Annotated in this window: 8 protein-coding genes; 6 read left to right on the top strand and 2 right to left on the bottom strand. The window is 53.9% G+C overall.

Annotated elements, in window-relative coordinates; translation table 11 throughout:
- Positions 1–289 precede the first annotated feature (289 nt).
- The 4 genes from QP978_RS09525 (at position 290) to QP978_RS09540 (ending at position 7947) form a co-directional block, all read left to right on the top strand.
- Positions 290–2881 carry a type I restriction-modification system subunit M gene (locus tag QP978_RS09525; protein ID WP_150963485.1) on the top strand — a complete coding sequence of 864 codons (2592 nt, stop codon included), beginning with the start codon at positions 290–292 and terminating at the stop codon, positions 2879–2881.
- Positions 2874–4043, top strand: a complete 1170-nt coding sequence (locus QP978_RS09530; RefSeq protein WP_191622128.1) for a restriction endonuclease subunit S — start codon at positions 2874–2876, stop codon at positions 4041–4043. The genes QP978_RS09525 and QP978_RS09530 overlap by 8 nt, the downstream gene beginning before the upstream one ends.
- Before the next feature lie 12 nt (positions 4044–4055).
- Entirely contained in the window at positions 4056–7223 is a 3168-nt protein-coding gene (locus tag QP978_RS09535) for a type I restriction endonuclease subunit R, EcoR124 family (protein WP_150963489.1), read from the top strand.
- 520 nt (positions 7224–7743) lie between these two features.
- A complete protein-coding gene (locus QP978_RS09540) occupies positions 7744–7947 on the top strand; it encodes a hypothetical protein (RefSeq protein WP_150963491.1) in 204 nt (67 codons plus the stop codon).
- 192 nt (positions 7948–8139) lie between these two features.
- Here the strand turns inward: QP978_RS09540 and QP978_RS09545 are convergent, their stop codons facing one another.
- A complete protein-coding gene (locus QP978_RS09545) occupies positions 8140–10194 on the bottom strand; it encodes a GmrSD restriction endonuclease domain-containing protein (protein WP_284857109.1) in 2055 nt (684 codons plus the stop codon).
- Positions 10195–10503: 309 nt separating this feature from the next.
- Here QP978_RS09545 and QP978_RS09550 point away from each other — a divergent pair, with 309 nt between their 5' ends.
- Complete coding sequence (locus QP978_RS09550; protein ID WP_224784278.1) at positions 10504–11043, top strand: GntR family transcriptional regulator; 540 nt, start codon at positions 10504–10506, stop codon at positions 11041–11043.
- An 823-nt stretch (positions 11044–11866) separates the two neighbouring features.
- Positions 11867–12982, top strand: a complete 1116-nt coding sequence (locus QP978_RS09555; RefSeq protein ID WP_284857110.1) for an esterase/lipase family protein — start codon at positions 11867–11869, stop codon at positions 12980–12982.
- A gap of 73 nt (positions 12983–13055) precedes the next feature.
- Here QP978_RS09555 and QP978_RS09560 read toward each other — a convergent pair whose 3' ends face one another.
- A complete protein-coding gene (locus tag QP978_RS09560) occupies positions 13056–13832 on the bottom strand; it encodes an LURP-one-related/scramblase family protein (RefSeq protein ID WP_284857111.1) in 777 nt (258 codons plus the stop codon).
- Between the last annotated feature and the right edge of the window lie 5 nt (positions 13833–13837).

Here is a 13837-nt window from a genome sequence, read left to right on the forward strand (position 1 = left end):
GGAGGCGGAGCTGCCGCCGAAGAAAAGCTGACTATCGCGGCCGCTGGTGGATATTCGCATTCTGCCAAGAAAGCTTAGCGCGAAGAACCTTTCCCCGCACCGAGTGAAAACCACTTTGAGCTAGTAATTACCTGCACACTATCGCTGATGAACGGAGTATTCTACGCCTAGCTTCTCGTACGATGATTCCGTACAAATTTAACCTGTTGTTACACGCATGTAACCGTACGTCAGTCGTGGATATACTGATGTGACCGATTTAATACTGACAGGTAATAGGTACTTCATCATGGATAAACGACAACTTGCATCGCGTATTTGGGAATCCGCAAACACCATGCGCTCCAAGATCGAGGCGCAGGAGTATAAGGACTACATTCTCGGCTTCATCTTCTATAAGTTCCTCTCCGATCAGGTTGAGCAACTCATGTACGCCAACGACGTCGAACCCGATGAGCTTGCCGCGGTGCTTGTCGAAGACGACCCCGAGACTGTTGAGTTCGTACAGAACCGCTTGGGCTACTTCATCTCGTGCGACAATCTCCACTCGACGTGGCGTGCTGCTGGCAGTGACTTCAACGTCGCTGATGTCCGTGATGCGCTTGCGGCATTTGACCGTCTTCTCCTGCCGAGCCGCGCCCACGTTTTTAAAGACATCTTCCGCACGCTGGAAACGGGTCTGTCGAAGCTGGGCACGAACGCCACGTCGCAGACGAAGGCTATTAAAGACTTGCTCGACCTCATTAACGACATCCCGACTGATGGTGCTCAGGGCTACGACGTTCTCGGGTTCATCTACGAATACTTGATCTCGAAGTTTGCGGCGAACTCCGGCAAAAAGGCTGGCGAGTTCTACACCCCGCACGAAGTCTCCGAGGTGATGAGCCGCATCGTTGCAGCACACATCCAGGGCCGCGACACGATTACTATCTACGACCCAACCTCTGGTTCTGGCTCTCTGCTGCTGAATATCGGCCAGGCTGTCGCGCGTTACATGGGCGATCCAGATGCAATCAAGTACTACGCCCAAGAACTCAAAGACAACACCTTCAACCTCACACGCATGAACCTGGTCATGCGTGGTGTTAAGGCGGACAACATTGTCGCTCGCAACGGAGATAGCCTGAAGCACGACTGGCCGATGTTTGACGAGTCTGACCCGGAGAACACGTACGATCCGCTGTTTGTCGATGCTGTTGTGTCGAACCCTCCGTATTCGCAGAAGTGGGAGCCAGAGGGCATGGACACTGATCCGCGCTTTACGCAGTATGGTCTGGCACCACAGAACAAGGCTGATTACGCCTTCTTGCTCCACGAGCTGTTCCACATCAAGCCTGACGGCATCATGACCATTGTTCTGCCACACGGTGTGCTCTTCCGGGGAGGGGCAGAAGAGACGATCCGTACGCGCCTTATCGAGGCCAATAACATCGACACCATCATTGGCCTGCCGAGTTCGATCTTCTACGGCACCGGCATTCCGACCATCATCATGGTGCTGAAGAAACAGCGCAGCCACGACGATGTGCTGTTCATTGATGCATCCCAGGGCTTTATCAAAGACGGCAAGAACAACGTTCTGCGCGCACTTGACATCGAGCGCATAGTTGACACTGTCCATGCGCGCCGCGACGTCGAGCACTTCGCACGTGTTGTTTCTCGCGATGAGATCCGTGAGAACGACTACAACCTGAATATCCCGCGCTACGTCTCTGCGACGCTGCCGCCGGAGTCTGTGGACTTCTTCGCTACCGTCAACGGCGGCATCCCTGTCAGCGAGATCGACGCTCTTGACGGCTACTGGGATGTGCTGCCAGGCCTGCGTGAGGCACTCTTCGGTGAAGATGCCAACGGCTACGCAACCATCCGCACTGCAGACATTCGCGAAACGATCTTAGAGCACAGTGCTGGCGGAGCGCTGGCAGACACGTTGAACGCGGCATTGGATGGTTTTGCTGAGTCCTTGGAAACAGACATCATCGATGGCGCCATGGCTGTTCCAGTCAACACTGCTGAAGATGGCATCAAGGCTGATCTGTTTACACGTCTGGCTCCGGTACCGCTGGTCAACGAGTACCAGGGCTATCAGCTACTGCACGAGAAGTGGCTTGTCATTGCCAACGATTTGACGATCCTGCAGACCGAAGGCTGGGATGCAATGCGCGTGATTGATCCTGTCATGGAGTGGAAGCCGAAGAAAAAGGTTTATGAAGAAATTGGTCTTGAGGGACGTGTCGCACCATTTGCCATCGTCCAGGACCTTTATCTGCCTCAGTTGAGAGATCAAGTATCCGAACTGACCGATGAGCGCGATAGCATCGAGGCAAATCTCGACGCCATCGTAGAAGGTTTGAGTGAAGAAGACAAGACCGACCTTGCTGATGTGCTCAACGCCAAGGAAGACGGTTTCTTGAAGGACAATCTCAACAAGGCGGTCAAGGCACTTCCAACCCTTCCGAAGGGCGAGCAGTGGCCTGAGGGGAGCATCGAGGCTATTCAGATCGAGGCAAAGCAGTTGCGTGACCGCCTGACTATGGTGAATTCGCAGCTCAAGAAGGGCGACAAAGAGCTTGAGGCCAAGACGCACGAGACTGTTGAGAACCTCACCGCTGAGCAAATCGAGGAAGTGCTGTCGATGAAGTGGATCGCAGCTTTGATGGTCCAACTTGCGCTCCTCCCATCGCTTGCTCTGCGTGAACTCGCTGACCAGGTGCAGCGCCTGCAGGATAAGTACGCCACGCCCTTGACTGATTTGGATACGCAGATCGCTACCACTGAACGCAGCCTGCTTACATCGCTAGATCAGCTCACTGGCTCAGATGCGGACATGCAGGCTGTCGCAGCCCTGAAGCAGATGCTGGGCGGTGGTCAGCGTGACTAAGCACAACAAGCCAGCGCTGCGGTTTGATGGGTTCGATGATGAGTGGGTGACAAGCGAGTTAAATGACCTTGTAGAAGTCGGTAATGGGCGCGATTACAAGCATCTCAACGAAGGCCGCATTCCTGTATATGGAACTGGCGGGTACATGCTGTCTGTCGACCAGGCTCTTTCATACAGCAAAGATGCAATCGGTATTGGCCGAAAGGGAACTATCGACAAACCCTATCTACTCCGCGCACCTTTCTGGACCGTTGACACCCTCTTTTTTGTGATGGCCAAGAGCGGTATCGACTTGCCTTTTCTCTTCTCGGTGTTCCAACGTATTGACTGGAAATCGAAAAACACGGCTACAGGTGTGCCGAGTCTAACGAGTCAGGCCATTGAACGAACCACGATAACGATCTCCACATCCCTCGAAGAACAACGCGCCATCGGTGAACTCTTTGCTGACCTCGACGCGCTTATCGAGCAGCACCGCGCCAAGCAAGCGAACCTGCAGCAGACCAAGACCGCACTATTGCAGCGCATGTTTCCACAAGATGGTGCCGATGAACCGGAGCTGCGGCTTGGCGGGTTTAGCGGGCACTGGAAACGAGTGTCTTTCGGTGACACAGTGGAATCGTTCAAATACGGTTTAAACGCTGCTGCCACAGAATATGACGGTGTGACAAAGTACCTCAGGATTACTGATCTGGACGAATCTTCTGGACAGTTCGGAACGGGTTTGGTCACTTCCCCCAGAGCAGAAGAAGAGATAATTCGTGGTTTTCTCCTTAAAGAAGGAGACATGGTCTTTGCGCGCACGGGAGCTACCGTTGGGCGATCATACCTGTTCCGTAAGAGTGTAGGTAGGACTGTCTGGGCAGGATTCCTTATTCGAGCGCGCTTCAAACGAAACACTCATCCGCAGTTTATTGCGGCTTACGCCCAGACAGATTTGTACTGGACATATGTGAAACTAACATCGCAGCGTTCAGGGCAACCGGGTCTAAACTCCGCCGAATACGCCGCGATGCCAATTACGACCCCTCCCACCCTCGAAGAACAGCGTGCTATCGGTGGGGTCTTCGCTAATCTCGATGCCCTTATCGCTACCGAGCACCGCTACATCACACAACTGACCCAAGCGAAGACTGCACTGCTGCAGCGCATGTTTATCTAAGGATCGCTCACCATGACGACACCACTGACGTACACAGACGAGAATCGCTTCGAGGACGACGTTGTTGCCATGCTGCGCCGCCACGGCTGGGATGAGGTGCTTAATCGTCCCACTGAGCGCCAGCTCATCGACAACTGGGCTGAGATCCTCTACAACAACAACCGTGACCGGGACCGCCTCGGTGATGTGCCGCTGACGCCGTCTGAGATGGACCAGATCATCGAGCAAATTACGGAGCTGCGCACGCCCTTGCGGCTGAATGAGTTCATTAACGGGCGCAGTGTGGCTATTACCCGCGATGCACCTGAGGCACACAACCTGGGCAAAGAAGTGAGCCTAAAAATCTACGACCGCCGCGAGATTGCAGGTGGCCAGTCCTGTTATCAAATCGCACGGCAGCCGATGTTCTCCACTGCAGCGCACAAGCTCATGCCTGAGCGTAGGGGCGATCTTATGCTGTTGATCAACGGCATGCCGGTGATTCACCTGGAGCTCAAACGCTCTGGCGTGCCTGTCTCGCAGGCGACGAACCAGATCATTAAATACGCTCATGAGGGCGTCTTCACTGGGCTGTTTTCGCTGGTGCAGATCTTTGTGGCGATGACGCCTAGTGAAACTCTGTACTTCGCTAACCCCGGCCCCGGAGGCAAGTTCAACCCTGACTTCTTCTTCAACTGGGCTGATTTCAACAACGAGCCGATCAACGACTGGCCAACAGTCGTGACCTCGCTGCTGTCTATCCCGATGGCGCACCAACTTATTGGCTTCTACACGGTAACTGACCGCGCAGCCGGTGTGCTCATGGTCATGCGTTCCTACCAGTACTTTGCTGCTCACCGCATCGCTGACCGGGTGGAAAGCCACGAATGGGGCAGTAGCAACAGGGGCGGCTACATCTGGCACACCACCGGCTCTGGCAAAACCATCACCAGCTTCAAAACCGCGCAGCTGATCGCTGACTCCAAAAACGCCGATAAGGTGGTGTTCCTGCTTGACCGTGTGGAACTAGGCACGCAGTCGCTGGCGAACTACCGCAGCTATGGTGGCGACACCATCGACGTTGCAGACACCGCCAGCGCGGATGAGCTGCTCCGACTGCTCGCCAACGACACCTCAGTGCTGATTGTCACCTCATTGCAAAAGTTCCACCACTTGCAGGCTGGCACGTTGCGTGAACCGGTACTAGAGAAGCTGCGTGACAAGCGCATCGTGTTCATCATTGACGAGGCACACCGCTCCACCTTCGGAGACATGCTGCTGAATATCAAGACCACGCTGCCGGACGCGCTGCTCTTTGGCTTTACGGGTACACCGATTCACGATGAGAACCAGAAGGTGCATTCCACCACGGCCACCATCTTCGGTGATGAACTGCACCGTTATTCCATTGCCGACGGTATCCGCGACGGTAATGTGCTCGGCTTCGACCCTGAGATGGTTGAGACCTACCGCGCACATGACGTGCGCACATCTGTCGCGCTCGAACAGGCTAAGGCTGTCGACGAGCAGGACGCTTTTAGCGATCCGAAGAAGGAAAAGACCTTCCTGAAGTACATGGACAAGGCCCAGGTCCCGATGGCGGGGGTGTGCAACGAGGATGTGTCCTATGACAAGGGCATCGAGGACTTTGTTCCGATGGCGCAGTACGATCAGCCGGAACACCGCGCGGCCGTAGCACGAGACATCGCAGAGCACTGGGTGCACCTGAGCCGTAATAGTGCTTTTCACGCGATTCTGGCCACGCACTCCATCATCGAGGCTATTGAGTACTTCCGTATCTTCCGTGACAACTACCCGCACTTAAACGTTACTGCGCTGTTTGATGCCAACATCGACAACACAGGTGAGGTTCAACTTAGAAAAGAAGACGGACTTCTTGAAGTACTTGAGCATTACAACGCCAAGTTTGATCAGCACTTCAACATGACCACGCACGACGCCTTTAAGCGCGATATTGCTGCACGACTGGCACATAAGGCGCCATACAACACGCCGGCGTTTACGCACGACAAGCAGATTGACCTGCTTATCGTCGTCGATCAGATGCTCACTGGCTTCGACTCGAAGTGGCTGAACACGCTGTACCTGGACAAAGTCATCGCTTATGAAAACATCATCCAGGCGTTTTCGCGTACCAACCGCGTCTTTGGCCCGGAAAAGCCCTTCGGTTCGATCCGCTACTACCGCAAGCCGTACACGATGCGACGCAACATCGACGATGCCGTGAAGTTGTACTCAGGTGATAAGCCCTTTGGTCTGTTCGTTGATCACCTCGACGAGCACTTGTTGCAGATCAACCAATGCTTCACGATCATCAAGCGACTCTTTGCTGGCATCGGCGACTTCTCCCGGTTGCCCGACGATGAAGCCGACCGTCTTGAGTTCGCGAAGGTACTGCCTGAACTCTACGAGCATCTCCAAGCAGCTCAGGTCCAGGGCTTTACCTGGGAGCAAGACACGTACCAGGTGGCTGGCACCGAGATTGCAGTAGAACTGACCGAGTCGGTGTATATCGCGCTGCTGTCACGTTACAAGGAGCTTGACCGTGCCGACGGTGAACCAGAGCCAGCACCCGGCGGGGGAGATGGCGATGGACCTCCGCCATATGACATCAACGTTCACATCACTCACATCGACACTGCACGTATTGACGCCGACTACCTCGACGCGAAGTACACGAAGTACCTGCGCGCCATCGAGGCCGGGGTACCACAGCCTGAACTCGATGAGCTTCTGTCAGATTTGCACGCCGGCTTCGCACGCTTGAGCGCTGACGACCAGGTCTTTGCAAACCGCTGGCTTCATGACATCCAATCAGGCGATGCAGTCCTTGTTTCAGGTAAGACAGTGCAAGATTACATCAACGACTACAAACTCACGCAGCAAGAACGTGAGATCGTGCAACTTGTCCGCGCTATCGGCGTTGATCCTGTGCTTCTGCGTACAATCCTCGCCGCACACGTGGATGAGGCTCATATCAATGAGTATGGTCGTTTCGATGATGTCATTGACTCTGTTGACCTGGACGCTGCAGCCCAGTACTTCCATCAACAGACAGGTAAGAAGCTCACGCGCTTTAAGACCCGCATGGCCACTGACAAGCTCTTGCGGCGATACGTGCTGCACCACGATCTCCCTGCGGACCTCGAAGAAGCCGCGGCAGAAACAGTGAAGGTATAACCGATTTCTATCGGATACGCCGGTGTCTTCACATCAAATAGGGGCAATCACGCGCTCCCCAGCGTGAGGCGCTTATCGGCGCTGGATGCAATCCGAACTGCAACTACACTGACGCAACCTAGGACACGACGCGGCAACAACCAGGGGAGAGGACGCGTTAGCGTACTTTGCACGGGTGGTTCGCTCGTGGTTACGCACTCAGAAAGGCTGGGCTGCGGCCTGGCTGAGACAGTTAATACTGTCGGTGGCCTCGCTGAGTGTGGCATCAATGTGAAAGTTTTAGAACCCGAATTAGACACATCACGCGGTAGTCACAAAGCCGTGATTGACGCCATGGTCGCCCTCGTGCTGTGTATACGGGGGGGGAGCGTGACCTACTAGTTCAGCACGCTTGCGAGGGTACTCCATAACTTATGCGCAAAGTGGAGTGGCCGCTCCGAAGCCAATGCTTAGTAATTGGCGGCTCAAGTTACGAAGAAACTCATCGATAGGAGCTAGTTCATCAGTGCCGCGGGTGCACTTGAACGATTTGAGGCTGAGGATCTACAGACCAATCCGGCTCATCCTGGATAGTTACCAGGTCAAGAAGGACAAAGGCTCTGGCATTGTTAATGACCCGAACGATTGGGCTGACGAGGTAGGGAATCCTCGTTACATTGTGGACCTCATCGGGCGAGTGGTGCGCGTCGCTATGGAGACTGTGCGAATTGTCAACGATTTATAGGTGATTGAGTCTCGATTTAGTCCGGCTTTCTTTGCCGTCGTTATTCGTTTAGCCGGATAAGTGATGAAGGTCTGGATGAAATACCTGAAGTGATACAGGTTTCTTTATATTCGCCTTCGAGAAATTTCCTTACGAAACCAGTGAAGATGAGAGCTCAGGGCCAGACTCTTTCTCCTGAGCTCGTCACCATCCTTACACTGTGGCATCGGGAATTTCCAGTAACTCAGAAAGGTCTTCTGCATCAAGGAATTGTGCCCTAGACGCGTGACCCGAGGCTGAAAATTCAATACCTTCAGATGCTAAAAGCTCCTGAGGATTGCGGGTGTCGCTCTCGTCGTACCACCGAAATCCTTCAGGGATCTCGCCAGAGGCTCTCATTACTCGATAGGCGTTAGGCAATACGTTGTTCGCAATATAGGTACCTACAGGCTGGGGCGCAGAACCAATAGCTGCCGCTATTTCTCCGTAGCTGGTCCACCGACCAGTAGGAATTGCAACGAGAATTTCCTTGAGTTTCCGCCACTTAGGGTTTTCCGATTCACTTGAGAAATCGCCGGTAGTCGGACCCGGCCATGCCTTAATGATTAAGTCCGTAAGCGAATCTGCACGTGCTGCAATTTCATCTGGTCCCCATCGCTCACTGTCGATAAGGCTCGTGCTCAGCCTAAGTCCGGAGCGCGCAAGTTCTTCACGCTTCCACGCGAACCCCTTGTTGCTGAGCTGAGAGTTATATCCCGTCAAAGTGAGGTTTCCAAGTGTGTGTTTCCAAGTGTTGTGCATTTCGTCGATATCAACCCCTGGATACCAGGCCGACAAATCTGCTCGCCATTCAGGACTTAAATTCTGGGGCATGACATGCTCAATCGATAATTCGGATGTATCGACTGGTTCTCGAGATCCAAATTCTTGCTCTAACCAGCGCAAGAAAAGTGGGCGATGAGCTCGTCGGCCATTCAGGTAGTAAGGAAGCTCCTTGATAGAGGCTCGAAGTGCATCGTCTGGGTAGAAATGCTTTCGACCGGTGGAAAGCCATCGCCGCAGCTGTATTGCCGCAGGTTCATTCGGCTCAAAGATACCGGCAGCTTCACGAAAGACTCGGTTAAGTCCTTGCGTGGGGCGACCGGAGAGGAAACGGCGGACAATGTAGCTCTCTATTACCAACAAAGTCTGAGCGAGGTCTTGGCTATCAATTACGCCATTTTCACGCATAGTAAGCAGAGTGAGCATCAGAGCGTGCGTGGTTGTCGCATCCCATTCCCGCAACCTTTGAAGGCGATAGCGAACGCTCGAATTCTCTTCGTTCTCGGGAGCTAGAATCTTTTGGTAAAGCCTTGAAAGCTCAGTGAACCGTTTGAGCTCGGTGAGAATCTCCGATTCTGTGTGCATCGAATCCATACGCTTTTGCTGGAGGACAAAAGTGTCACTAATTTTCGCGCGCGGGTTCTCTGAAGCAATGTCTACCCAGAAAAGCGATTCAATTTCATCGTTGGAAAGGCGCTCTTGTAGCGGCTTCCAGTAGCGGTCGTACGCATCATCCCCATTTTCTGGTAGCCGCATGAAGATGTAGTTGCGCAGAAGATCGCCCTGTGTAAGCTTCAGCCCAGTGTTATTGAGAGACTGGAAAATTCGATGCACGTTATCCTGCGGATGAGTGCTAATTGATACTAGTGACAGGCCCTCGACAATTGCATCCTGAATATTGGCAATATCGTTTGGATCCTCCGGATCATCAATTTTCTCCAACTGCGTACGGAAAAAACGATATGCTTCGCCAATGCGGTCGGTTCCACCCAAGTGTGGAAGCTTTCTTATAACTGCCGCATAAGAGGCGCGATCGGCTTGAGTTGGAACAAGCTTAATATGTTGGCTGCCCTTCTTGTACTGGTTGACCAAGAATCGGTTGTGAATTTCAATTCCCGCCTCAGCCTCGGGTTCTTTCTCATCTCGATAGTCCCGAATCGCTGCGAGAAGGAGAGTTAAAGTGGTGAGTCGCTGTTGGCCATCGACCACCAAGAAGGTAGCAACACCACCCGCAACTGAGACCGGCGGAGGGGCTAAAACCAGGGAGCCTATAAAGTGGCTGGAGCGGTCGCCCTCTTGTCGGTCTTCAGTGAGCTCGATGATGTCGTTCCACAAATCCTGAAGCTGCGCCTTGCCCCACTGGTAGGGGCGTTGATAAAGCGGAACAATATATTGTTTTGTCCCCTCTAATACATCTTGCAGTATGGTTTCCTGTGCAGCGACCATGGGTACCCATCCTAATATTTAACCGGAAAGAAACTACTCTAATAGTATCTTTTGGAAGCGAACGGAATACATTGGATCTTCACGTGATTCGTTTTTACAGCGAAGCTTCCAAATTGCCGTCGCAAACTATGATGAGCGTGTTACTCATCTCGCCTCTCGATTACGGAGTTGAACTTCAGCCCGCAAGAACGCATCCGAAGATGGCGCAGCCTGCGTTTCCGCAGGTACTTCCTCCAGTGCAATTGGTGCTGACACGATTGTGTCCCAGTCAATCCGGGAGTCAGTCAGAAACTTCGCCGCCTGTTCCAGGTGCCGACCATCTCTTTCGACGAGGTCATTTTCTTTACGCAGTGGTGTCAAAAGATTGGCGCAGAGCCGGGGCAACAGACGCAGTGGGTAACACGTCAGCCGGCGGGGTCGGAGTTAGCTGCGCATCTGGAAATCTCGGACACCGATCAGGTTGTCTCCGTGCTCAGGCTGCGGCTTATGGATGGGGAGCCAGCTATGGTCGAGAGGCTGAATTACCCTCTGGACGTCGGCAAGCATATTCTGACCTTTGATACTGATTCGGGTTCCATTTACCGCCACCTGTTGGATAGCGGTGTGGATATTGCGTATGCGACGCGCACGATTGACGCGGTTCCAGCCAATGAAGAAGATGCCGCACTGCTGAAGATCCAGGTCGGCGCGCCTTTGCTGTGTGTGCGGCATCGTGCATTCACGCTGGACGGAGTGCCGATTGAGGCCTCCGATGACCGCTACCTGGCAAGTAAGGCGAACTTCTCGGTGGCGACGGCGCGGGGCAATGCGTCACCGATCTCGCTGCAGGCTGGGGAGAGCGTGCGGTAGGGGATTGTGGGATTTTTTGGGGGCGGTGGTGGCTATGAATTGAATTGGCAAAGCTGCCGCTGCGAATGTTTCTTGTTGAAGGCGGCAGCGGCCTCTTAATTCAACATCGCGCGACACTCTTCCTCGGAATGGCCAGAGTTCAGGCAATCAGCCCAGTCGATTTGGCCTTGAACCCACGGGGATGGCTCGTTGTTCTGAGGCTCCGGGGCAGTGTTCGTGGAAGGACCGTCATAGAAACTGTTGGCGCAATATTGTGTCCAGCCGAAGGTGCCGTCGGTAAACCAGGTGGTGCCTTGTTCGTAGAGGCCCTGCGAGGATTTCGCGCAATGCGAAACTGTTCTGGTTATAGCCGTCGGCTCGCCGGTGGGTGCGCCGGTGTAACCAGTGGCCTCGGCGCTTTCCGTTGTCTGGGTCGGGGGTGTCGACGGGTTAGGGGTCTTGGTAGTGGATTGTGTCGTCGATTCTGTGCTGCTTTCTGGGCTAGAGGTATAGGGCCTCGCATCGTTGGCTGCTCGAAATGATCGTGGAACAGGCATTTAGCTTCACTGGCGATTTGGGGATCGGTAGCAATCCTGTGACATTGCAACGAAAGTGCGGCCTGTTTTGGCCTATGAGCGATATCACTTTAAAAGCCTGCGGAGCTGGAGGTGGATAGTATTATAGTTATATTTAGTTCACATTTTATTAACCCTATTTAGGGGCTTCGATTGGGCGCCTTTCAGGGTACGATTGCGATTCATAGCCTGTAATTTTTGGCTTTTTCCCATGCCGTAGTTCTTATTGGAACCGTTTTACTATTCAATGCTCTATGCAAGGAGTAATCATGGGCACTCATCAAGCATTTTCGAAGCTGGCACGGTCGGCCACAGCACTGGTAGCCGCAGCTGGTGTCGCTATGGCAGCGGCTCCTATCGCGGCTGCCGCACCGGCTTCGGCAACTGGTAATGATCAGGTCCTGTCCTGGACCGAAATGGGCGAGTGGGGCCCAAAGGCAAATGATTTCCCCATCGTCATGGTCAATCAGGGGATGACGGAAAACATCAGTCCCGAGGGCACAAATGTGCAGTGTGTTCCTGCTCCTGGTGAGAATCCGGTGGTCATGATCCACGGGATGAACTCGAACGCGTACCAGACTTATGCCCGCATGGCACCAGAGCTAAAGGCAATGGGGAAGTGCCTGTACGCATTTAACGTCGGCAAGCTGGGCCCTGACGAGTTTTCGGTGCTGGGCTCTATTCCAACCATGCGCAACATGACCCCGCTCGACACCGCTTTGGCTGAGCTGACTGCAAAGATTGACACCCTCAAGGCTGAAACTGGTGCTACCGCCGTCGATATTGTTGGTCACTCTGCTGGTGGCACCTTGGCTGCCGCTTACGCCAAGCAGGAGCAGGGCCGGGGTATAGGCACGGTAGTATCCCTGGCGGGCGTCCTGCACGGCACGAGTTTGCTCGGTATCTCCTATGGTTTGGAGCAGCTCGACCAGTTCGATAATGCTGGCAATAAGGCTGCGGGGTACATTGTCAGCCCGAGCCTGGTGGATCTGCTGCAGCATAGCGAGTTCATGGCCAAGATGAATGAGGGCGGCTTGGAGCAGCCGGGTGTCAACTATGTTGCAATCTCTACCCAGGTTGATGAAGCCGTCACCCCAATGGCTGCAAGTCAGTGGCAGGCGCCGACTTCTAACAATATCCTCCTGCAGGACGGTTGCTCGGCGGACCTGTCGGGGCATATGGGATTGACCTTCTCGCCACGGGCAATTGCGCAGGTCGCCAATGCGCTGGGGCGCAACGTAGAAGTTCCGTGTGTGCCGGTAACTGGCTTTGTGGAAGGCGGCATCAATGACAATGCCGGTGTTCGTCCAGAACACGTCAATGCCGTTTCTGATGGCATCACGGAAATCGACGGACGTATTGCTCAGGCTGCGGAATCGCGGTAGCGATAGTCGCGACCGCGACAGTAACCGGCAGTAGAACCGGACAAGGGGTAGGGCGCGTTGTCGGCAGCAGTTACTAGCTGTCGGAGCGCGCCTTTTTCGCCATCAAATCCAGTGCAATGGCGGCACCAATAATGGCAGCGCGCAATTGTGGTGGTAAATCATCCTTGAGCTGCAGTAGATAGCGCTCATTGCCGGTTAGCATATTTGCGAAACCCGACCACTTGCGGGATATCTGTGCAACTTCGATGTCATTGATCTTGAAGGTTGCGTCGTAATGCCAAACGTCGCCGTTGACCTCGCAATGAGCAAAACCGGGGATAGAAATCTCCAGTCGCCGTTTAAAGAACGCAAATTTCTGCTGAATAGTTGCCAATAGGTGCGATGAGTCTGCTCCGACCTGCTGCTTGCCCTCAGGGCTTGTTGCCTGCGGGTCGGGGTAGTAGACCTCGTAGCTGTCGAGGGCGAAATCGGTCGGATCGGTAATAACGAATACCGGAGTGCCGTCTGGTTCGGACACTGTCAGACGACGAGAGCCCATAAACATGCGGCTCAACGTGCCGCCAGTAGTTTCAATCTTGCCGATGCAATTGCCCTCGCTATCCAGGATGTCGAAATCATCCGCCATGAAATTTCGAATCTGCTGGATAACGATGTTGTTGTGCGAGAGCAATCCCTGGTAACGCATTTGCTGTGGCGGAAGCTGTTCAGGTGTGGGAGGTTGCTCGGGCGTGGAGGGCTGCTGCGCGGGAGGCTGCTCAGCCGCGGAAGGCTGCTGCCCGGAAGCATCTTCCTGGTCGTGCTGTGGAATCTGATCCCACAGTGACTTTGGATTGTCCCAATATGAAGTCATGGCAA

Source organism: Corynebacterium sp. MSK035, assembly GCF_030232615.1.
Classification (GTDB): domain Bacteria; phylum Actinomycetota; class Actinomycetes; order Mycobacteriales; family Mycobacteriaceae; genus Corynebacterium; species Corynebacterium jeikeium_D.